Consider the following 22,082-nt stretch of genomic DNA (forward strand, 5'->3'; position numbering starts at 1 on the left):
TATCACGGTGTGAAGGCAAATCGACTGGACCTTATCAAAAACTTCTCCCAAACTGCGCTCATCCTCGTGTTGCCGGAGGACTGCGGCACCGTCGGGTCTAACCTTTGTCACCATCAGCGCCGGCGCACCCGAACGGACAAGCATGGTTCCGCGTTGACGCCTCCATCGGGTGACCGCGGCTTCTGGGTTGCCAAGGCGGCCATCGGCAACACGACAGCACAGCATCGGAGACAATCATGGACGCAAAGACCAATGACAAAGGCGCGGGCAAGTGCCCTTTCGCAGGCGGTCGCGGACACAGCAATCGTGACTGGTGGCCGGAGCAACTGGACGTTCAGGTTCTTCATCAGAAATCGAACCTGTCCGACCCGATGGGCAGGGACTTCGACTACGCCAAGGAGTTCGCCAGCCTCGACCTGAGCGCCGTCATCAACGACTTGAAAGCACTGATGACCGACTCCCAAGATTGGTGGCCGGCCGATTTCGGCCATTACGGCGGGCTGATGCTCCGCCTGGCATGGCATAGCGCGGGAACATACCGCATCACCGATGGCCGCGGCGGCGCCGGTGGCGGTCAGCAGCGTTTCGCGCCGCTCAACTCGTGGCCGGATAACGTGTTGCTCGACCGCGCGCGACGTCTGTTGTGGCCGATCAAGCAGAAGTACGGCCGCAAGATTTCCTGGGCCGATCTCTACGTTCTCGCCGGCAACGCCGCGCTGGAATCGATGGGCTTCAAGACCTTTGGGTTTGCCGGTGGCCGTGCCGATGAATGGGAGCCGCAAGAACTGTTCTGGGGTCCGGAAGGAACGTGGCTGGGCGACGAGCGCTACAGCGGCGAACGCGAGCTTGCCGAGCCGCTCGGCGCCGTGCAGATGGGCCTGATCTACGTCAATCCGGAAGGACCGAACGGCAAGCCAGACCCGATCGCAGCCGCCAAGGACATCCGCGAAACCTTCTTCCGCATGGCGATGAACGACGAGGAGACCGTCGCGCTCATCGCAGGCGGCCACACCTTCGGCAAGACCCATGGCGCAGGCGATGCATCGCTGGTCGGCCCGGCACCGGAATCGGCCGCGATCGAGGATCAGGGCCTCGGCTGGAAAAGCAAATTCGGCTCAGGCAAAGGCGCCGATTCAATCGGCAGTGGCCTGGAAGTCACCTGGACGCAGACGCCGACGAAGTGGGACAACAACTTCTTCGATACGCTGTTCAAATACGAATGGGAGCTGACCAAGAGCCCGGCTGGCGCTCATCAATGGCAGGCGAAAGACGCGCCCGCGATCACGCCTGATGCCTTCGACGGATCGAAGAAGCACGTGCCGACCATGCTGACCACGGACCTCTCGCTGCGCTTCGATCCCATCTACGGGAAAATCTCAAAGCGCTTCCACGAGAACCCGGAGCAGTTCGCGGACGCCTTCGCTCGCGCCTGGTACAAGCTCACCCATCGCGACATGGGACCGCGCCAGCGTTATCTCGGTCCGCTGGTGCCGAAGGAGGTGCTGATCTGGCAGGATCCGATTCCTGCCGTGGACCACGAAGTCGTCAACGACAACGACATCGCCGACCTAAAAGCGAAAATCCTCTCATCCGGTTGCACCGTGGCGCAACTGGTTTCGACCGCCTGGGCCTCGGCCTCGACCTTCCGCGGCTCCGACAAACGTGGCGGCGCCAATGGAGCGCGCATCCGCCTCGCTCCGCAGAAGAACTGGGAGGTCAACCAGCCGGCCCAACTAAAAGCAGTGCTGGCGAAGCTCGAAGAGATCCAAACCAAATTCAATGGCGCGCAGACGGGCGGCAAAAAGATCTCGCTCGCCGACCTGATCGTGCTCGGCGGATCGGCTGCGGTCGAGAAGGCGGCCAAGGATGCCGGCATCGACGTGAAGGTGCCGTTCACCCCAGGACGCATGGATGCATCGCAGGACCAGACCGACGTCGACTCGTTCGCTCCGCTCGAGCCGCGAGCCGACGCCTTCCGCAACTACACCAACAGCAAGAAGCAGCAGTTCATGGCGCCCGAGGAAGCGATGGTGGACCGCGCGCAATTGCTGAAGCTGACGGGCCCCGAGCTGACCGTGCTGATCGGCGGTCTGCGCGTGCTCGGCGCCAATGCCGGCGACTCCAGGCACGGCGTCTTCACCACCCAGCCGGGCAAGCTAACGAACGACTTCTTTGTCAACCTGCTCACCATGAATACCGAGTGGCAACCGGTTGCCGGTCAGGATGGCGTGTTCGAAGGCCGCGACCGCAGGACCAATACGCTGAAATGGACCGGCACCCGCGTCGATCTGATCTTCGGCTCGCACTCCCAGCTCCGCGCGTTTGCAGAAGTCTATGCCTGCGCCGACTCCAGCGAGAAGTTCGCGAACGACTTCGCCGCCGCATGGGCCAAGGTGATGAACGCCGACCGCTTCGATCTGAAGCCCTGATCGCAGCGATCACGCGGCGCGGCGATTCTTGTCGCGACATGAAGTTCAATACGAAGCCCCTGTGATCTCATCGCAGGGGCTTCGTCATCGATTTCGATATTTGAGAGCGGGATGCGGGCGGAAAACCGCTGCACACTTTTCCTCATCCCGCTCCAGTGTCGCGATATGGCCATCCCGTTCACGTACAAGGGGCTATCCAGCCCGCCACACCAATGGCCAAACGATCGCTGGAGAAGAGGATAACTATTCGATGATGAAACTCTACTGGTCGCCGCGCTCGCGTTCGTTCACCACGCTATGGCTTATGGAGGAAACCGGACAACCCTACGAGCGGGTTTTGATCGACATCTCGACCGGCGCGCAGAAAGCGCCGGAATTTCTCGCCATCAATCCGATGGGCAAGGTGCCCGCACTGACTGACGGCGACATTGCGACCGCCGAGGTGGCGGCGATCTGCGCCTATGTCGCCGAGCGTTTTCCGGATGCGAAGCTGGCTCCGCCGCTCGGCGATGCGCGCCGGGCAAAATATCTGCAATGGCTGTTCTTTGGACCGAGCTGCATCGAGCCGGCATTGATCCAAATTTTCACCAAGCTCGAGGTGCCGTCGAGCACGGCCGCGTGGGGGAACGCCACTCAGGTGTTCGATGTGCTCGACAAGGCGCTGGAAAAGGGGCCGTGGATTCTCGGCAACGACTTCTCCGCCGCCGACATCGTAATCGGCTCCGGACTGAACTTCGCGATCTGCCAGTTCAAGATGGTGCCATCGCGGCCAGCCTTCGATCGCTACATCGACCGCTGCATGGCGCGGCCGGCGTTTCAACGTGCGGAGAAAATCGCGGCAGGATGATTCAGCTTTTCCGCTTGTGAGCGAAGACGCGACTGACGCGCCGCTTCAGAGCCCTACTTCGCCGCATCGTTCGACGCGCCGTTGCTCATGCCATCGCCGCGCAGCGCGTCGGGCTGCGGCATCGCAATGATGTTGTAGCCGGAATCGACGAAATGAATCTCGCCGGTAACCCCGCCGGACAGATCCGACAACAAATAAAGCCCGGCGCCGCCAAGCTCATCGAGACTGACGCCACGTCCGCGCGGCGAATGCTTCTGCTGGAACGCAAACATGAAGCGTGCATCGCCGATCCCGGCCCCGGCCAGCGTGCGGATCGGACCCGCCGAAATGGCATTGACGCGGATGTTCTGCCCGCCGAAATCGACCGCCAGATAGCGCACCGATGCTTCCAGCCCTGCCTTGGCGACGCCCATCACGTTGTAATTCGGCATCGCGCGGTCGCCGCCGTTATAGGTCAGCGTGAGCATGCTGCCACCGTCCGGCATCAGGGCAGCGGCGCGTTTCGCGGCTTCGGTGAAGGCGAAACACGAGATCAGCATGGTGCGCGCAAAATTCTCGCGCGTGGTGTCGGCGTAACGGCCATTCAGTTCGCTCTTGTCGGAGAACGCGATGGCATGAACCAGGAAATCCATTTTGCCCCAGGCCTTGCCGATATCGGCGAACACCTTGTCGACAGAGGCGATGTCCTCGACATCGCACGGCAGCACCATTTTGCTGCCAACCGATTCGGCGAGCGGCCTGACCCGCTTGGCCAGCGCCTCGCCCTGGTAGGTGAAGGCCAGTTCCGCGCCGTGCGCAGCCAGTGTCTTGGCGATACCCCAGGCGATCGAGTGGTCGTTGGCGACCCCCATGATCAAGCCGCGCTTGCCTTGCATCAGGTGTGTCATGCGAGACTCCGTCATGCCCGGCCCCGTGCCGGGCATCCACGTCTTAGCGACGTGGACAGGTTAAAAGGTTTGGATGGCCGGGTCATCCGCGCAAGACATGCTTCGCGCTACGCCCGGTCTTGACAATATCGATATCGCCGCGACGCCGTAGATCTTCAGCGCCGCCGCTCAAACCGATTACGCATCTAGTCGTTTGAACACCAGCGTGGCATTGGTCCCGCCGAAACCAAACGAGTTCGACATCGCCGTGCCAATTTTGGCGTTGTCGATACGCTTACGCACAATCGGCATATCCGCGAACACCGGATCAAGTTCGGTGATGTTGGCGCTTTCGCAAATGAAGCCGTTGTTCATCATCAGAAGCGAATAGATCGCTTCCTGTACGCCAGTCGCGCCGAGCGAATGTCCCGTCAGCGACTTGGTAGCGGAAATCGGTGGGCACTTGTCACCCGTGCCGAACACCTTGCGGATCGCCTCGATTTCCGGCGGATCCCCCGCTGGCGTCGAGGTCGCGTGCGGGTTGATGTAGTCGACTTTCGTTTTCACCGTCGACATCGCCATTTTCATGCAGCGCTCGGCGCCCTCGCCCGACGGCGCGACCATGTCGTAGCCGTCAGACGTGGCGCCATAGCCGACGACTTCGCCGTAAATGCGTGCGCCGCGGGCCTTCGCGTGCTCGAGTTCTTCCAGAACCACGACACCGGCGCCGCCGGCGATCACGAAGCCGTCGCGACTGACGTCATAGGCACGCGAGGCTGTCGCCGGCGTATCGTTGTATTTCGAGGACATCGCGCCCATGGCGTCGAACAGCACCGAGAGCGACCAGTCGAGTTCCTCACAACCGCCGGCGAAAATGATGTCCTGCTTGCCGATCTGAATGGTCTCATAGGCGTTGCCGATACAGTGGTTGGACGTCGCGCAGGCCGATGAAATTGTGTAGTTGACCCCCTTGATCTTGAACCAGGTGGCGAGCGTCGCCGACGCGGTGGATGACATCGCCTTGGGCACCGCGAACGGACCGACGCGCTTGGGGCCTTTGCTCCGCGTGATATCAGCCGCTTCCACGATTGTACGAGCGGACGGGCCACCGGAACCCATGATGATTCCGGTTCGCTCGTTGGAGATGTCATTCGGCTCCAGACCCGAATCGCGGATCGCCTGCTCCATCGCAACGTGATTCCATGCCGCGCCTTCGGCGAGGAAGCGCATCGCGCGACGATCGATCACGTCGGCTGGATTCAGCGTCGGCGCACCCTGCACCTGAGAGCGAAAACCGAGCTCCGCATACTTCTCCGCGCGCGTGATGCCGGATTTGGCCTCGAAGAGACTGGACAGCACTTCCTGAGTATTGTTTCCGATCGACGAGACAATGCCCATCCCCGTGACGACCACCCGCCTCATGATCGCCTCGCATCAAAGTCATGTTGTCTCATGAAACGTCCTCGTCAAAAACCCAACCTGCATCATCCGGCGACCTCGGCCGTCACGTCCCCGGTTTTGCATCCTGCTTGAACAGGCCGACCTTCAGGTCTTTCGCGCGGTAGATAATCTCATCGTCGGCGGAAAGCCACCCGTCCGCGATTCCGAGCACGAGCTTCGAGCGCATCACCCGCTTGACGTCGACATTGTAGACGACCTTGCGAATGTGCGGCAGCACCTGACCGGAGAACTTCAGGTCGCCGATACCGAGCGCACGTCCACGGCCTTCACCGCCCGTCCAGCCCAGAAAAAATCCGACCATCTGCCATAGCGCATCGAGGCCAAGGCAGCCGGGCATCACCGGATCGCCCTTGAAATGGCAGCCGAAGAACCAGAGGTCGGGTTTGACGTCGAGTTCGGCGCGAATCAATCCTTTTCCAAACTCCCCGCCATCTTCAGTGATGTCGGTGATGCGATCGAACATCAGCATCGGCGGCAAAGGCAACTGGGCGTTTCCCGGCCCGAACAGCTCCCCCCGGCCGCAAGCCAGCAAACCCTCGTAATCATAGCTGCTGCGCCGGTCCTGCATGCTGCGTGGCCTTTCTCTCTGTTGGGCAATGATGGTTGGAAAGGCGCACGAGACGTGTGCTTTTTCAACTGAGACGGGACACTGATCCTAACGATCAGTGGCCATCGTGGCTCTCTAACACAGGGTCCGGAGGGGGCAAAGAGCGCCCGTTTCGCGTGAGCGTCTGGCGATCATATGTGATGCTGGCGATGATTCGAGAGAGGCGGGCAACCGTGCGATTCGCCTGACCTGCCAAGCCAATCGTAAGGTGGCGGTTACGGGGACCGCTAACCTTCGTCCCAACTTGCGATCCGGTCAAAAACAGTAACTTTTTGATAAATATATATAATTTTTACTCCGCCGGCGTCAGGCCCGCTGAAAAGCGCGGAACTCGAATACGAGTTTTGAGCCGTTCTAGTTGCGAAAAACTTGCATCTAAGGACCTTCTTTCCTATAGTTAGGTGAGAGTGAGCTCCCTTGGGGAACGGTTGACGGTTGGATTAAGAGTTTTTCGGATGCATGGCGTGAGTACAAGCGAGAACATCGTAGTTGTGACCGAGGACGAACATGATGTATCGGCGGTCGGTCATGGGCGGCAGCCGACTCTGACCGGCTGTCCTTGGCACGATGTCAACGAAATGCTGCAATCAGTCGGGCTGCGGCCGACACGGCAGCGTATGGCGCTTGGCTGGCTGTTGTTCGGCAAGGGCGCGCGCCATCTTACGGCGGAAATGCTTTACGAAGAAGCGACTCTCGCCAAGGTTCCTGTTTCGCTTGCCACCGTTTACAACACGCTCAATCAGTTAACCGACGCCGGACTGCTGCGCCAGGTCAGTGTCGACGGCACCAAGACGTATTTCGATACCAACGTCACCGCCCATCACCACTTCTATCTTGAGAACAATCACGAACTCGTCGACATTCCAGATCCGCATCTCGTGATGCCGAAGATGCCGAACGTGCCGGAAGGTTACGAGATTAGCCGTATCGATATGGTTGTGCGTCTGCGCAAGATGCGCTGATCCGACTCGCAGTTTCGAATGATGTTTCTGCTGCCCGGCTTTGCGCCGGGCATTTGTTTTTATGAGAGGTGCTCAGTCCAACGTTCCGGCGAACGCGGCCGGACGACGATCAGTTGATTTTCTCGTCGGCATAGACGCCCCAGAGTCGCTGCTGCTCGATCCAGCCGTCGAAGCCGTCACCCGCAACATGGCACCATCCCGACGCGCAATGTTTGACCTGCGCCACGACGCCAGCCTGCAAGCGGGCCGCCACATTGCCTTGAACATCCGCGCGATCATACAGCAGCGCGAAGTCGTTCTTCGTCTTCATCGTGACGACTGCGGTGCGACGGCCTGACAGCAGCGAGTGATAGACCCAACCCTCGGCTCCCTCGGAGTCCCGGATGCGGCGCCAATTCTCGAATTCCGCAGTGATTTCGACGGGGAGGCCGGCCTTGGTATAGACCCAGGCGACGTCGTTATCCTTGGTCGGACCGGCGCGGACGTTCACGTGGTCGGACTTCAGGCTCACATAACGCGGAACCGGCAGCCCGCTGGTGGATAGCGCGGAGTCCTTGGCGGCGGCGGTGGTTTCGACCCCGGCCGCACACAGCATCGCTGCTGCGAACACCATGGAAATAGTGCGCCATTTCACCATCATCACCTGCCCCCGAGACGTCCACCATACCACCCGAACCGGCCGCCCCGTCTTCCGGACCCGTCTTGCCTTGGCACGACCTTCTGCTAGAGAGGATCAAACCCAGGATGACCGGGGAAAGTGCACGGAAGATGCGAGGGACCCGGGATACCAGGGAGACAGCCGATATCAGCCAGCGACTGCAGTTTCGAACGTGTGGGTTAACAGGGACTGAACGGTATGTCCGCAGAACCTGATTCGCTTGGATTGTGGGTTTACACAGGCAGTTTCCGAACTCGAACGCGTGGTGTCACCGCGTCACTCCGACGTTTCATCAAAGGTTGCCGCAGGGGTCTACGAATTTCGAAAATCGGAAACTAGAGAGCATCAAATGTCGATCAAGAAAAAGCCTCTGGTTGTCGTCACGCGCAAGCTGCCGGACTCGGTCGAGACCCGAATGCGCGAACTCTTTGACGCGCGGCTCAATCTTGACGACCGGCCGATGACGGCTGAACAGCTCATGGACGCCGTCCGCACCGTCGACATCCTGGTCACGACGGTGACCGACGATATTAACGGGACCGTGCTGAAACAGCCGGACTGCAAGCTGAAGCTGATCGCGCAGTTCGGCAACGGCGTCGATAATATCGATGTTGTCGCCGCGCACGAGCTCGGCATCACCGTCACCAACACGCCGAACGTTCTTACCGAAGACACCGCCGACATGACCATGGCGCTGATTCTCGCAGTCCCGCGCCGCTTCATTGAGGGTGCCGCGCTGCTGACCGCGGGCGGCGACTGGCCGGGCTGGTCGCCGACATGGATGCTCGGCCGGCGGCTCGGCGGCAAGCGGCTCGGCATTATCGGCATGGGCCGCATCGGTCAGGCCGTGGCGCGCCGGGCCCACGCCTTCGGCCTGCAAATCCACTACCATAACCGCAAGCCCGTGACGCCGAAGATCGCCGACGAACTCGGTGCGACCTATTGGGATTCGCTCGACCAGATGCTGGCACGGATGGACATCATCTCGGTGAACTGTCCGCACACCCCGGCCACCTTCCACCTCTTGTCGGCGCGCCGCCTCAAGCTGATCCGCAAGGACGCCTACATCGTCAACACCGCGCGCGGCACTGTCATCGACGAGGACACGCTGACAAAACTGATCGAGGCCGGCGAAATCGCCGGCGCGGCGCTCGACGTGTTTGAGCACGAACCCGCCGTCAACCCCAGGCTGGTCCGCCTCGCCAAGGCCGGCAAGGTCGTGCTGCTGCCGCATATGGGGTCCGCCACCATCGAGGGCCGCGTCGAGATGGGCGAGAAGGTCATCATCAACATTCGCACCTTCCTCGATGCGCACAAGCCGCCGGACCGCGTGTTGCCGAGCACGTTGTGAGACAGCGCGCCTTGCTTTTTCCTCTCCCATTGCACGAAGGGAAGAAGCTCTGCGACTAGATTCTTTCACCGCTTCACGGAAACGGTGAAAGAATCTAGCTATTTGATTTGACGCGTTTTCTTCACGCGAACCGAATTTCACTTCGCTCGAAAACGCTCTAGCGATACGCGCTTAAATCCCTGATGCTCGGATGATCGCCGTTGAGCGGATTCGACGGATCGCGCCTGTAATTCAGCGTCTCGAACCGCATCGCGCGCGCATCCACCATCAATAAACGCCCGACCAGCCCCTCGCCGAATCCAACGATCTCACGGATCACTTCCAACGCCGTCATCGAGCCGAGCACGCCGGCCAGCGCGCCGAGAATGCCCGCTTGCTGGCAGCTCGGCACCGTGCCCTCCGGCGGCGGTTCGGGGAACAGGCAACGGTACGTCGGATTGAACTCGCCATCGGCATTCGTCTCGTGCGCGCGGATCGTCGTCAGCGAGCCGTCGAACACCCCGAGCGCGGCGGTCACCAGCGGCTTCTTCGCCAGATAACAGGCATCGGCCACCAGATAGCGCGTGGTGAAATTATCCGAGCCGTCGGCGACGACGTCGTAGTCTGCAAACAGTGACAACGCATTCGCCGCATCCAGCCGCATGTGATGGGCGTGGAATGCGACGTGCGGGTTGAGCGCGCGGATTTTGTCAGCGGCGCTCTCGACCTTGGGACTGCCGATATCCGGCGTCGCGTGAATGATCTGGCGCTGCAAATTCGACAGCGTCACCACATCGTCATCGATGACGCCGAGCGTACCCACGCCCGCGGCCGCCAGATACATCAGCGCCGGCGCGCCGAGACCCCCGGCTCCAATCATCAGCACGCGCGCATTGCGCAGCGCGTTCTGGCCGGGGCCGCCGACTTCGCGCATCACGATGTGGCGGGCATAGCGTTCAAGTTCGTCGGCGCTCAGCATCGTCCTGCCGTTCTCGTCTCGATCCAGCGCCGCACGCGGCCAGAACCTCAGTGGCTGCTGTTACCGACCAAGCAGATGTGTTTCAATAGCGCCGTTTCAACGGAGGCGAAAGCTGCCATGCGAGCGACGATGGCCGCGGCATTGATGATCGTGGCCACCACGATGTATGCCCAGGCGCAAACCGGCGGCACTGCCGGAAGCGCGAAAAACAAACCGGCAGCCGCCCGCCCGCCGGCGCAAACCCCGGCCGATACCGTGAGCGCGATGGCACCCGCGACGCTTCAGGCACTTCAATCCGACCTGGCATGGACCAGCCACTATAACGGCCTCATCAATGGCGAGGTCAGCGACAGGCTCATCGCTGCGATCAAGGCATTCCAGAACGATCAGGGCGGCAAGCAGACCGGCGTGCTTAACCCGCAGGAACGCGGCGTTCTCGCCGCGGCGGCGCGGAAAGCGCGCGCGAATGTCGGCTGGAAGATCGCCGCCGATGCCGCTATCGGCGTTCGGTTGGGCCTGCCGGCGAGGCTGGTGCCGCAGCAATCGAGCGAGGGCGAAGGCACGAAATGGAGTTCTTCAACCGGCACGATCCAGATCTTCGTCATGCGCCGCAAGGAAGCCGGCCTCACAACCGCAAGGCTTGTCGACCACGAACGCAAGCAGCCCGCCGGTCGCAAGATCGACTATAGCGCCGTCAAACCGGATGTCTTCGTGCTGTCAGGCACACAAGGTCTGAAGAAGTTCTACATGCGCGGCCAACTCCGCGATAGCGAGGCGCGCATCCTGACCATTCTCTACGATCAGGCCACTGAAGGCGTCATGGAGCCGGTGGTGATCGCCATGTCGAGCGCATTCGACCCGTTTCCGGCGAACGGTCCGACGCTTCGCAAGATGGTGGAATATGCAAGCGGCGTGACCGTCAGCAGCGACGGCGCGATCATCACCGGACGCGACGCCACCGACGGATGCCGGTCGATTGTCGTCGCGGGCCATGGCAATGCCGACCGGATCGCCGACGACAAGGATCGCGGCCTCGCGCTGCTGCGCATCTACGGCGCACATGGATTGCATCCGATCGCGCTCGGTCGCGATACGGCAAAAGGCGGCGTCGATCTGGTCGGCATCACCGATCCGCAAAACCAGGGCGGCGGCTCCGCCGTCAGTCGCGTCAAGGCCTCGGTGACGCAGGGCGGCGATGAATTGATGCTGACGCCGGCGCCGGCCTTGGGTTTTTCCGGCGCGGCGGCGCTCGATGCAAACGGAAGGCTCGCAGGGCTTGCACTCCTGAAGCCGGCGGACATCGCCGGGCTTTCGGATGCGGCGACGACCGCACAGGCCGTACTCGCTCCAGTTGAAGCCGTCCGCGATTTTCTGAAAGCAAACGATGTGACGTCCGACGGAACGCTTGATGCAGAAGCCGCCGTGGTTCGCGTCATCTGCGTACGGAGATAAGTCGGCACATCCACTCGGATGGCTGAACCGGGTTACGTCTGGCAACCCGGACACCAGAACGTCGAGCGTCCGTTCTGGGTGAAGCGCCTCACCGTGCCCTTGCATGTCGGCGTCCGGCACTTGTCGCCCTCGCGGTCGTAGACCCGAAACGAATGCTGGAAGTAACCGAGTTCGCCGGTGGTCTGACGATGATCGCGAAGCGAAGAGCCTCCCGCCTTGATCGCCTGATTGAGCACGTCGTGAATGGCAGCGACCAGTCGTTCGGCGCGCTCAGACGGCGCGCCTGTTTTCAGGGCAAGCGTCGAGGCGAGACGGCGCGGCGAAAGCCGCGCGCGAAACAGCGCCTCGCACACATAGATGTTGCCGAGCCCCGCGACCACGCGCTGATCGAGCAGCGCGGCCTTCAGGCTGGTCTTCTTGTCGCGGCACGAACGCGCCAGCATCGCCGCGTCAAATTCATTCCCAAGCGGCTCCGGGCCGAGTCCTCTCAGTAGCGGCTCGTCGTCGAGCGCTTCGCGTGCGACAACCTTCATGTACCCGAAACGGCGCGGATCGTTGAACACGATCTCGACGCCGGAGGACATCGTAAAGCACACATGATCGTGGGCGCGACCCTCATTGCGCCGATGGTGAAAATCGCCCGGAGCCGCGGCTCCAGCCGCATCGATCACGCGAAACGATCCGGACATGCCGAGATGCATCAACAGCACGTCGCCGGATGCGAGATCCGCCAGCAGGTACTTTGCCCGCCGCCCGAGCCCGGTCACGACCTGGCCCTCCAGGCGGGCGACGAAATCGGTCTGGAACGGAAACCGCAGGTCCTTGCGCCGGGTCTCGGCGCGGACGATGGTCGCTCCCTCCATCGCTGGCTGCAAGCCGCGGCGTACGGTTTCGACCTCGGGAAGTTCAGGCACCGCTGCGCTCGTTTCGTGGGCTCTCCGGCGTTCTAAGCCGGGGTCTCGTTTTCTTCGCTGAAGACCAGGCAGTTATAGAACGGATCGGTCACCGTCATGGTGGTAGCGCCCCAGGGCTGGCGCTCCAATCCCGGCCGGGCATAGCCGTAACGCTTGGCAAGCAGCCCAGCCTGATAATCCGCAAGCCCCGTCGTCTCGATGATGATCCGTGCGCCGGGCGAGCAGCCTCCATGGTGTTCGCTGAGATGCAGCACCGCCGAGCCCAGCGATATCCCCATGTAGAGCGGCAGATCCGGCTCGAACCGATGTTCGAAATCGACCTTGAAGCCGAGAAAATCGAGGTAGAACTCCCGCGCCTTGTGGACATCGAACATCCGGAGGGTGGGGGTCACTCTGGCAAACTGTGGAGACATGGACGCTTCCCTCTTGATGTCGCCGGTTAACCACTCTCCGAGGGCGATCCATCTTCAGATCGACCTGGCTTGTAGCGCAGCGCAGCATGGCAGGCTATGGTTCGGTCATGGAGAAAACGGGCATGGATCGAGAGGACCAGACGCATTTCGGCTTCAGGGACGTCCCGCTGGCGGACAAGCAGACGCTGGTGAACGACGTCTTCCACAGCGTAGCGCAGCGTTACGACCTGATGAACGATCTGATGTCCGGCGGACTGCACCGCGTCTGGAAGGATGTGATGATCACGGCGCTGAACCCGCCGCGCAGCGATGCGCCGTTTTCGCTGCTCGACGTCGCAGGCGGCACCGGGGACATCGCCTTTCGGGCCGCCAAAGCCGCAGGCCACGGATTTCGCGCCACCGTCTGCGACATCAATCCGGATATGCTCGCGGTCGGCCGGGAGCGCGCCATCAAGACGTATCTCGATCATCAGGTGTCGTTTGTCGACGGTAACGCCGAATCGCTGGCGTTCGCGGATCGCAGTTTTGACGCCTACACCATCGCTTTCGGCATCCGCAACGTGCCACGCATCGACGCCGCGCTGCGCGAAGCGTTTCGGGTGCTAAAGCCGGGCGGCCGGCTTCTCTGTCTCGAATTCTCGACGGTCGATGTGCCCGGACTCGACAAAATCTACGACCTGTTCTCTTTCAAGGTGATCCCGCCGCTCGGCCGCACCGTCACAGGCGACGCCGACTCCTATCAGTATCTGGTCGAATCAATCCGCAAATTTCCGAAGCCGAACGCCTTTGCCGACATGATCCGTGACGCCGGCTTCGCCCGCGTGACCTGGCAGGCGCTCTCCGGCGGCATCGTCGCACTGCACTCGGGCTGGCGTTTGTGATCTCCGCATTATCCCACGTCGCGCGGCTGGCACGCGCCGCGTTTGTGTTCGCGCGCGAAGGCGTGTTCGGCGTCGTCGATCCCTCGCTGGTGCCGCCGCCCGGACAGCTCGCGCTGCGCATGGCCCGCCTCGTCGAGCGCCGCGGCGCGAAATCCGGCTCGCGGCTGACGCGCGCGCTAACGCGACTCGGGCCAGCCTATCTCAAGCTTGGACAATTCCTGGCCACGCGCCCCGATGTCATCGGCGTCGCCATGGCTCGCGATCTGGAAAGCCTGCAGGACCGCTTGCCGCCGTTTTCACAAGCGGAAGCTGAAGCGGTGGTCGCGGCGTCACTGGAAAGACCCGTGACACAGGTTTTCGCAAGTTTCGGACCGCCGGTGGCGGCAGCCTCGATCGCTCAGGTCCATCGCGGCGAGGTCGAGAAGAACGGCGTCCGAAAGCAGGTTGCGGTCAAGGTGTTGAGGCCCAACGTCGGCGCACGCTTTCGACGCGACCTCTCGGACTTTTTTTTCGTCGCCAACAAGGCCGAAGCGCATTCGGCCGAAGCACGGCGCCTGCGCCTCATCGAAATCATCAACACCATGTCGCGATCGGTCGCGATGGAAATGGACCTGCGGCTGGAAGCGGCCGCCCTGTCGGAGATGGCGGAGAACACCCGCGACGATCGGGACTTTCGCGTTCCCAACGTGGACTGGGACCGCACCACTCACAACGTGTTGACGATGGAGTGGATCGACGGCATCGCGCTGAACGATCATGCGCGTCTTGCGCAAGCGAAAGCCGATCTGCCCGAGCTCGGCCGCAAGGTGATCCAGAGTTTTCTGCGCCACGCGCTACGCGACGGCTTCTTTCACGCGGACATGCATCCGGGCAACCTGTTTCTCGACGATTCGGGCCGGCTGGTCGCGGTCGACTTCGGCATCATGGGACGGCTGGGATTGAAAGAGCGGCGTTTCCTTGCCGAAATTCTGCTCGGCTTTATCACGCGTGACTACCGCCGCGTCGCCGAGGTGCATTTCGAGGCCGGATACGTGCCGGGTCATCACTCGGTGGAGAATTTCGCGCAAGCGATCCGCGCCATCGGGGAGCCGATCCACAATCGCACCGCCGAGGAAATCTCGATGGCCAAGCTGCTAACGCTGCTGCTTGAGGTCACCGGCCTGTTCGACATGCAGACGCGCCCCGAACTGATCCTGTTGCAGAAGACCATGGTGGTGGTCGAAGGGGTGGCGCGCAGCTTCGACCCTAAATTGGATATCTGGACAGTGGCCGATCCGGTCGTCCGCGAATGGATTACGGAGAATCTCGGCCCGATCGGACGGATGCAAGGCGCGATGGCCGGCGCCGGCGAGCTTGGCCGCCTGTTCGGCGGGTTGCCGGCGATCGCCTCGCGAACGGTCTCTCTCATCGAGCAGTTCGAGGCGATGGCGCGCGAAGGGCTGACATTGGGGCCTGACACCATTGCTGAGATCAAGCGGGCTGAAGAACGCAGTCAGCGCTGGAATATTCTGGCGCTCTGGGTCATCGCCGCGGCGCTTTTGGGCCTGCTTTGGACCGCGCACTGATCGACTTGATTGCAGTGATATCAATCTGATGGTATCACTGCTGTCATAAGTGATCGCAGGACTATCATGGCCAGCCTGACCATCCGCAAGCTCGACGACGCCATCAAGGCCGGGTTGCGGATGCGGGCCGCCAGCAACGGCCGTTCGGTCGAGGACGAGGTCCGCGTTATCCTGCGCGAGGCTGCAACTCCCGCTGCGCCGACGGTCACCACCGCCAGCAATGTATCCCGCAACGCAGCAATCCCACGCACGCAGAACTTACGGCGCAATCTCAATAGTTTACTTAGAATAACACTGATCATTGGCGGCGGGATCGCCGCTTATAAGTCGCTCGATCTGATCCGACGATTGAAGGAGCGCGGTTTTATTGTGCGGTGCGTCATGACAAATGCTGCGCAGCAATTCGTCACGCCGCTGAGCGCCGGAACACTTTCGGATGAGCGTTGCTATACTGACCTGTTCGATCCCGGGAGCGAATTCGACGCGGGCCATATCCGGCTCGCGCGGGATTGTGACCTCATCGTGGTAGCGCCTGCAACAGCCGACCTGATGGCAAAGATGGCACACGGCCACGCTGACGATCTCGCAAGCGCCATTTTACTCGCCGCCGACAAGCCGATTTTGCTGGCGCCGGCGATGAACCCGCTGATGTGGAACAACCCGGCGACACGTCGCAACGTGGCACAGCTCGCGCGCGATGGCGTCGCCATGATCGGTCCTGAGGCCGGTGAGATGGCGGAAGCGGGTGAGGCCGGCGTCGGCCGCATGGCCGAGCCTGTGACGATCGCGACCGCCGCCGAGCGGATTCTCAGGCCGCCGCAGGCGCAACCATTGAAGGGCCGCCGAGTCCTGATCACTGCCGGACCGACCCTCGAGCCGATCGATCCCGTGCGCTATATCGCCAACCGCTCCTCGGGCAAGCAAGGCTTTGCCATTGCAGCGGCGGCGCAGGCAGCTGGAGCTGAGGTGGCGCTGATTTCCGGTCCGGTCGACCTCGATGACCCCGCCGGCGTCACCGTGGAGCATGTCGAATCCGCGCGGGAGATGCTGGCGGCTGTGGAAGCCGCGCTGCCCACCGACATCGCGATTTTCTCGGCTGCGGTTGCCGACTGGCGCGTCGCGCACGAAGGCGTGCAGAAATTGAAGAAGACCACGGCCGGGATTCCGCCGCTGCAACTGACAGAGAACCCGGACATCCTCGCAACCATCTCAAACCTGCGCGACAAACGCCCGCCGCTGGTGATCGGCTTCGCCGCCGAAACCGAACATCTCATCGAGAATGCCAAGGCAAAATTCGCACGCAAAGGCTGCGACTGGATCGTCGCCAACGATGTCTCCCCCGGAACCGGCGTAATGGGCGGCGACCGAAACACGGTACATCTGTTGACGCGCGGCGAAGACGGCGAGATCAAGACCGAGTCCTTCACCGTCATGACCAAGGAAGAGGTGGCCGCAATGCTGATCGAACGCATCGTCTCAACCGTGACGGCTTCGTCGAAGTGAGCAGCCCTATCAAGGTTGAGGTCGTGCAACTGCCTCATGCCGAGGGTCTTCCGCTGCCTTGCTACCAAAGCAGCCAGGCGGCCGGCCTTGATCTCGTCGCTGCGATTCCCGAACAGGCGCCGCTGGTTCTCGTCGCCGGACAGCATGCGATGGTTCCGACCGGGCTGATCATCGCATTGCCCGACGGATTCGAGGCGCAGGTGCGGCCGCGCTCCGGCCTCGCTGCCAAGCACGGGGTTACCGTGTTGAATTCGCCCGGCACCGTGGACGCCGATTATCGGGGCGAGATCAACGTCCTCCTCGTTAACCTCGGAACGGCATCATTCACCATCCGCCGCGGCGAGCGCATCGCGCAGATGATCGTGGCGCCAGTGACCCGCGTCGAACTCGCGCGCGCTGTGTCGTTGTCGGCAACGACCCGCGGCGGCGATGGATTCGGTTCGACCGGACGCTAGCTTCACGGATGCGCGGACTCATCGTTCGAGCGCGGGCTCGTTTGCTTTGGCAGCACCACGATGACGCCAGCGTTGGGGTGACGATCTTCGGCGGGCGTTCCCCGCCGGACGCCATCACCCGGCATCCGTCCATCAAATAGGAACGGCCGTGTCCCATCCGCGCTGCTAACGGCCGGCGTGTGCGATTGTCCAGACTTGGTATCTTGCGCGTTGGCCGCGGTCGCGGCCAGTGCCAATACAAACGCGATTGCTAATCGTGACATGACGGCTTCTCCTCTTGCGCGCGGGAAGAAGCGCGCGGCGACGCGACGCAGTTTCGGCCACCGTCGGGAGGAACCGGGCGCCAGGATGACGGCCATCCACGTCTTTGGTGGGATTCATATGTCAAGACGGGATGTCCGGCATAAAACCGGGCATGACGATTCAATCAACCATCATCCCGCTCTAGCCCCTGCCCCGCGTCTTTAAGAAAAATAGTTTCGAAAATGTCGCGGCCGCCCATTTTTCCATCGCCGGGTTCCCGTTCACGGTCTGGACTCTTACCCCCCGAGTCCGCTTAAGCATAATGGTGGTCGATTCGTGAACGGCGAACGGTCTGCCGGTCGAACATCGTCGTGCGGTTTTGGGGCAAAGATGTCAGGCGTAATCGGCGTGATGCGTCGGACCTTACTGTCATGCACCTCGCTGGTGCCGGGCGGCATCGCCGGTGCCGGCGCTGTCAGCCTCATTGACATATCGCCCGCTTGGGCAGCCGAACCAGCGCTGGCCGAACGGCTGCTCCAGACTTTCATGAATCTCAGTCGGCAGGATTTGACTGCGCTGGCGATGGCGCTCGGTGTGCTGAGTTTCTCGGTGGTCGCCGCTATCCTGCTGATGCGCACGCGCATCCGCGCCGCCGCGAACGAACAGCGGCTGCGCGCCGAAATCCGCGAACTTCAATCGGAGGCCGACCGCTTTCGCGCCCTTCTATTCGTGGAACCGCAGATTTTGATTTCGTGGGGCGCGGGCGAGGACCGTCCCCAGGTCAGCGGCGATACCGCGCTGCTGTTACCGCAGGAGCCAAAACAGCCCTTGCGGGTTTTGGCGTTCGGAACCTGGCTGCTGCCTGAGCCGGCGTTGCAGATGGATCACGCGGTCGATGCGCTGCGCAATGCCGGAGAAGGCTTTCTGCTCAATCTGGTCACGTCAGCCGGACGCACCGTAGAAGCGATGGGCCGCGCCATCGGCGGCCAGGCCATCGTGCGTATCCGCGATCTTGGCGGTTTGCGGCGCGACCTCGCCGAGATGACGCTGCGTCATAACAATCTCCTGGCAGAAACAGAGATGCTGCGGGCCTTCGCAGCCGCAGCGCCATGGCCGCTCTGGGCTAGAGGCGAAGACGGCAATATCTCCTTCGCCAACGCGGCCTATGCGCGCGCCACCGAAGCCGCCGACGCAACCGACGCCATCCAGCGCAATCTCGAACTGCTCGACAGCGAGGACCGTATCGCGATGGCGCGGGCGCTGAACGATCATGCCACTTTTACCGCGCGGTTGCAGATCGTCATCGGCGGCGAGCGGCGCATGCACGACATCCACGCACTGCGGACCACCGGCGGGAGCGCCAGCGTCGCGCTCGACGTCAGCGAGGCTACGGAGCTAAGGCAGGCGCTGACGCGGATGGCGGATGCACATCGCCGAACCCTCGACCAATTGTCATCCGGCGTCGCCGTGTTCGACGGGCAGCGGCGGCTCGCTTTCTACAACGACTCCTACCGCCGACTGTGGGATCTCGACCGCCCCTTTCTCGATGGGCATCCCGACGACTCCAGCGTGCTCGATCGCCTGCGCGCGGCGCGCCGATTGCCGGAACAGCCGGACTTCCGTGCATGGAAAGCACGCCTGCATGAAGCCTATCGCGCCAACGAGGCCGTCAAGGACGTGTGGTATCTGCCGGACGGGCGCGCACTCAGCATCGTCACCACGCCGAATCCGGAGGGCGGTGTCACCTACCTGTTTGACGATGTCACGGAAAGCCTGAATCTGGCTCGGCGATATGACCGGCTCATCACCGTGCAGCGCGAGACCCTCGACAGCCTGACCGAAGCAGTCGCGGTATTCGGCAGTAACGGACGCGCGCAACTTTTCAATCCGGCCTTTGCGCGGATGTGGAAGCTTTCGCCCGAGGCCCTCTCGCAGCAGCCGCATATCGATACGGTCGAGGCGTGGTGCAAACCGTTATTCGACGACAATGACGCCTGGCAGACGATCCGCAGGGCGGTCACCGGCATCGACAATCGCACCTCAGTGCCGCTCAAGCTCGAGCGCAAGGACGGTAGCATCCTGGACTGCATGACCATGCCGCTTCCCGACGGCGCCACCATGCTGACCTTCCATGACATCACAGATAGCGAGAACGTGGAACGCGCGCTGCGCGAGCGCAACGATGCGCTCGAGACCGCCGATCAGATGAAAATCGATTTCGTCCATCACGTCTCGTACGAACTTCGCTCGCCCCTGACGACCATCATCGGCTTCGCGCATCTGATGAACGATCCCGGCACGGGGCCGCTCACCGAGAAGCAGGCCGAGTATGTCAACTACATCACCTCGTCGACCGACGCGCTGCTGGCGTTGACCAACAACATCCTCGACCTCGCCACCATCGACGCCGGCGCCATGACGCTTGAGCTCGGGCCGGTCGATGTCCGCAAGACCATCGCGGCGGCGGCGGAAGGGATTCAGGACCGCCTGACCCGCGATCGAATCATGCTGAATGTCGATGTCGATCCGGACATCGGCAACTTCATCGGCGACGAGCGCCGCATCGTTCAGGTTCTCTATAATCTGCTTGCCAATGCCGCCAATTTCTCGCCGTCGGACGCCGTGATCACGGTGAGCGCCCGGCGCGCCGAGCACAACGTGAGATTTGCCGTGATGGACGAAGGTCCCGGCATTTCGCCCGACGTCAAGGACAAGGTATTCGACTGGTTCGAAAGCCACGCGAACGGATCGCGCCATCGCGGCCCCGGTCTGGGCCTCTCGCTGGTGCGCTCCTTCGTGGAGCTCCATGGTGGGCGCGTGCATTTCGATTCCACCACCAAGAGCGGCACCCGGGTCGTGTGTGATTTTCCGCTTGACCAAACCGCCCACCGAAACGCCGCCGAATGAGTGGCCCGTCGAGATTCGCGACCGCGCTCCTCAACGAGACTGCGACCGCGCATCTCATGGCCGACCTCGCGCTCCTGATCGGTCCCGGGGACGTCATCACGCTGTCCGGCGATCTCGGCGCAGGCAAGACCTCCGCCGCCCGCGCCATGATCCGGTATCTCGCGGGCGACGACACGATCGAGGTGCCGAGCCCGACCTTCACGCTGGCGCAACACTACGATCTGCCGCCCTGTCCGCTGCTCCACGCCGACCTCTATCGCATCAGTGGCCCCGATGAACTTGAGGAGATTGGCCTCGCGCCGCTGCCCGAAGACACGTTGGTCCTGATCGAATGGCCAGACCGCGCAGCCGGTGGCCTGCCTGCTGATCGGATCGACATCGCCATCAGCCACAGTCCGGCACTCGGATCAGCCGCGCGCGCTGCCGAAATCACCGGATATGGCAAAGCCGCCTCTCAGGTTGCGCGGCTTGCCGCGCTGCGCCGATTCCTCGACGATGCCGGGTGCTTGGATGCGGAGCGGCGCCGCTTGCCCGGAGACGCTTCGACGCGCTCATACGCCCGGATAATCTCCAGCGATGGCAGTTTCATCCTGATGAACGCGCCACGGCGACCCGACGGACCGGCGATCCACGACGGCAAATCCTACAGCGCGGCGGTGCATCTTGCCGAAGACATCAAGCCCTTCGTCGCGATTGCCCGCGGCCTGCGCGACCATGGCTTCTCCGCGCCGGTGATCCATCATGCCGATCTGGAGTCGGGATTCCTGATTACCGAAGATTTCGGCAGCGCCAGCTTTGTCGAAGGCACGCCGCCGACGCCGATCGTCGAGCGTTATCAAACGGCTACAGATCTACTGGCCGCGCTGCATTGTCAGACACTGCCCGACACGCTTCCGGTGGCGGCGAACATCGCCTACACCATTCCGGTGTTCGATACCGAAGCGATGCTGGTCGAGGTCGGCCTGATGCTGGACTGGTATCTGATCGACCGCGGCATTGAACCGAGCGAAGACCTGCGCGCGGAGTTCACGACAATCTGGCGCGCATTGCTGGCGAAGCCGAGTGCTGCGTCCAGAACCTGGGTGTTGCGTGATTTCCACTCGCCCAATTTAATCTGGTTGGAGCAACAGCGAGATATCCGAAAGGTCGGCATCATCGACTTTCAGGACACCGTGCTCGGTCCCGCCGCCTACGATCTGGTCTCGCTTTTGCAGGATGCGCGGGTGGACGTTCCCGAATCGATCGAACTCACGTTGCTTACCCGCTACGTGAAGGCGCGGCTGGAATCGGAAGCGCGGTTCGATCCCGCCGGTTTCGCCGAGCTGTATGCCATCATATCGGCACAACGCAACACGCGGCTGCTCGGCACGTTCGCGCGACTCAATCGGCGCGATGGCAAACCGCACTATCTGCGACATCAACCCCGGATCTGGACCTATCTCACCCGCTCGCTGGCTCACCCGGCGTTATCAACGGCCCAAGAGTGGTATCAGAATCACGTTCCGCCTCCGGCGGGTTGAACCGTTTTATTTTACGCCTTTTTAGAAGTAGCACCGTAGCTTCGGAGCCTGGATCTATCCTGCGGATCGCGGCAGAGTCGTCATTCCAAG

The 22,082-nt window shown here is 62.1% G+C and carries 19 protein-coding genes; 11 read left to right on the top strand and 8 right to left on the bottom strand.

Features of this window, described 5'->3' with window-relative positions:
* The first annotated feature begins 236 nt into the window (after positions 1-236).
* Both katG and ACZ5IL_RS00855 read left to right on the top strand, forming a co-directional pair.
* Positions 237-2,429: a catalase/peroxidase HPI gene (katG, locus tag ACZ5IL_RS00850; RefSeq protein WP_464594589.1), complete on the top strand. Its 2,193-nt coding sequence runs from the start codon at positions 237-239 to the stop codon at positions 2,427-2,429.
* A gap of 250 nt (positions 2,430-2,679) precedes the next feature.
* The gene (locus ACZ5IL_RS00855) at positions 2,680-3,276 is read left to right on the top strand and encodes a glutathione S-transferase family protein (protein ID WP_464594591.1); all 597 of its coding nucleotides are present in this window, start codon (positions 2,680-2,682) and stop codon (positions 3,274-3,276) included.
* A gap of 53 nt (positions 3,277-3,329) precedes the next feature.
* Here the strand turns inward: ACZ5IL_RS00855 and fabI are convergent, their stop codons facing one another.
* From fabI to fabA, 3 genes are all read right to left on the bottom strand, one after another.
* The gene (fabI, locus tag ACZ5IL_RS00860; RefSeq protein ID WP_425907395.1) at positions 3,330-4,163 is read right to left on the bottom strand and encodes an enoyl-ACP reductase FabI; all 834 of its coding nucleotides are present in this window, start codon (positions 4,161-4,163) and stop codon (positions 3,330-3,332) included.
* Between the two features lie 177 nt (positions 4,164-4,340).
* Positions 4,341-5,564, bottom strand: a complete 1,224-nt coding sequence (fabB, locus tag ACZ5IL_RS00865; protein ID WP_079445090.1) for a beta-ketoacyl-ACP synthase I — start codon at positions 5,562-5,564, stop codon at positions 4,341-4,343.
* An 82-nt stretch (positions 5,565-5,646) separates the two neighbouring features.
* Positions 5,647-6,171, bottom strand: a complete 525-nt coding sequence (gene fabA / locus ACZ5IL_RS00870) for a bifunctional 3-hydroxydecanoyl-ACP dehydratase/trans-2-decenoyl-ACP isomerase (protein ID WP_464594594.1) — start codon at positions 6,169-6,171, stop codon at positions 5,647-5,649.
* Positions 6,172-6,665: 494 nt separating this feature from the next.
* On the opposite strand from fabA, the gene irrA reads away from it, so the two are divergent.
* On the top strand, positions 6,666-7,172 hold the full coding sequence (gene irrA / locus ACZ5IL_RS00875) for an iron response transcriptional regulator IrrA (RefSeq protein WP_464594596.1): 507 nt from the start codon (positions 6,666-6,668) through the stop codon (positions 7,170-7,172).
* A gap of 109 nt (positions 7,173-7,281) precedes the next feature.
* Here irrA and ACZ5IL_RS00880 read toward each other — a convergent pair whose 3' ends face one another.
* Positions 7,282-7,785, bottom strand: coding sequence for an SH3 domain-containing protein (locus ACZ5IL_RS00880; protein WP_464596970.1), 504 nt, complete (start codon positions 7,783-7,785; stop codon positions 7,282-7,284).
* Positions 7,786-8,179: 394 nt separating this feature from the next.
* Here ACZ5IL_RS00880 and ACZ5IL_RS00885 point away from each other — a divergent pair, with 394 nt between their 5' ends.
* Positions 8,180-9,181: a 2-hydroxyacid dehydrogenase gene (locus tag ACZ5IL_RS00885; RefSeq protein WP_464594598.1), complete on the top strand. Its 1,002-nt coding sequence runs from the start codon at positions 8,180-8,182 to the stop codon at positions 9,179-9,181.
* A 157-nt stretch (positions 9,182-9,338) separates the two neighbouring features.
* Here ACZ5IL_RS00885 and ACZ5IL_RS00890 read toward each other — a convergent pair whose 3' ends face one another.
* Complete coding sequence (locus tag ACZ5IL_RS00890) at positions 9,339-10,139, bottom strand: HesA/MoeB/ThiF family protein (RefSeq protein WP_464594599.1); 801 nt, start codon at positions 10,137-10,139, stop codon at positions 9,339-9,341.
* A 117-nt stretch (positions 10,140-10,256) separates the two neighbouring features.
* On the opposite strand from ACZ5IL_RS00890, the gene ACZ5IL_RS00895 reads away from it, so the two are divergent.
* Positions 10,257-11,591, top strand: a complete 1,335-nt coding sequence (locus ACZ5IL_RS00895; protein ID WP_464594601.1) for a serine protease — start codon at positions 10,257-10,259, stop codon at positions 11,589-11,591.
* A 32-nt stretch (positions 11,592-11,623) separates the two neighbouring features.
* Here ACZ5IL_RS00895 and mutM read toward each other — a convergent pair whose 3' ends face one another.
* Together mutM and ACZ5IL_RS00905 are read right to left on the bottom strand one after the other, a co-directional pair.
* The gene (gene mutM / locus ACZ5IL_RS00900) at positions 11,624-12,505 is read right to left on the bottom strand and encodes a bifunctional DNA-formamidopyrimidine glycosylase/DNA-(apurinic or apyrimidinic site) lyase (protein ID WP_464594603.1); all 882 of its coding nucleotides are present in this window, start codon (positions 12,503-12,505) and stop codon (positions 11,624-11,626) included.
* A gap of 32 nt (positions 12,506-12,537) precedes the next feature.
* Positions 12,538-12,918, bottom strand: a complete 381-nt coding sequence (locus ACZ5IL_RS00905; protein ID WP_464594604.1) for a glyoxalase superfamily protein — start codon at positions 12,916-12,918, stop codon at positions 12,538-12,540.
* Between the two features lie 122 nt (positions 12,919-13,040).
* Between ACZ5IL_RS00905 and ubiE the strand changes: the two genes are divergently transcribed.
* From ubiE to dut, 4 genes are all read left to right on the top strand, one after another.
* Positions 13,041-13,799, top strand: a complete 759-nt coding sequence (gene ubiE / locus ACZ5IL_RS00910) for a bifunctional demethylmenaquinone methyltransferase/2-methoxy-6-polyprenyl-1,4-benzoquinol methylase UbiE (protein WP_464596971.1) — start codon at positions 13,041-13,043, stop codon at positions 13,797-13,799.
* Positions 13,796-15,364, top strand: coding sequence for a 2-polyprenylphenol 6-hydroxylase (gene ubiB / locus ACZ5IL_RS00915; protein ID WP_464594606.1), 1,569 nt, complete (start codon positions 13,796-13,798; stop codon positions 15,362-15,364). The genes ubiE and ubiB overlap by 4 nt, the downstream gene beginning before the upstream one ends.
* Positions 15,365-15,430: 66 nt before the next feature.
* Positions 15,431-16,867 carry a bifunctional phosphopantothenoylcysteine decarboxylase/phosphopantothenate--cysteine ligase CoaBC gene (gene coaBC / locus ACZ5IL_RS00920; protein WP_464594608.1) on the top strand — a complete coding sequence of 479 codons (1,437 nt, stop codon included), beginning with the start codon at positions 15,431-15,433 and terminating at the stop codon, positions 16,865-16,867.
* Positions 16,864-17,322, top strand: coding sequence for a dUTP diphosphatase (gene dut, locus ACZ5IL_RS00925; RefSeq protein WP_464594610.1), 459 nt, complete (start codon positions 16,864-16,866; stop codon positions 17,320-17,322). The genes coaBC and dut overlap by 4 nt, the downstream gene beginning before the upstream one ends.
* Positions 17,323-17,324: 2 nt before the next feature.
* On the opposite strand, the gene ACZ5IL_RS00930 is transcribed toward dut, so the two are convergent.
* Positions 17,325-17,585 (bottom strand): hypothetical protein, encoded by a 261-nt coding sequence (locus ACZ5IL_RS00930; RefSeq protein ID WP_464594612.1) that lies wholly within the window; start codon positions 17,583-17,585, stop codon positions 17,325-17,327.
* A gap of 370 nt (positions 17,586-17,955) precedes the next feature.
* On the opposite strand from ACZ5IL_RS00930, the gene ACZ5IL_RS00935 reads away from it, so the two are divergent.
* The gene (locus ACZ5IL_RS00935; protein WP_464594613.1) at positions 17,956-20,472 is read left to right on the top strand and encodes a sensor histidine kinase; all 2,517 of its coding nucleotides are present in this window, start codon (positions 17,956-17,958) and stop codon (positions 20,470-20,472) included.
* Positions 20,469-21,992, top strand: a complete 1,524-nt coding sequence (gene tsaE, locus ACZ5IL_RS00940) for a tRNA (adenosine(37)-N6)-threonylcarbamoyltransferase complex ATPase subunit type 1 TsaE (protein WP_464594614.1) — start codon at positions 20,469-20,471, stop codon at positions 21,990-21,992. Before ACZ5IL_RS00935 ends, tsaE begins: the two co-directional genes overlap by 4 nt.
* The last annotated feature ends 90 nt before the right edge of the window (positions 21,993-22,082 follow it).

This window comes from Nitrobacter sp. CN101, from assembly GCF_055390255.1.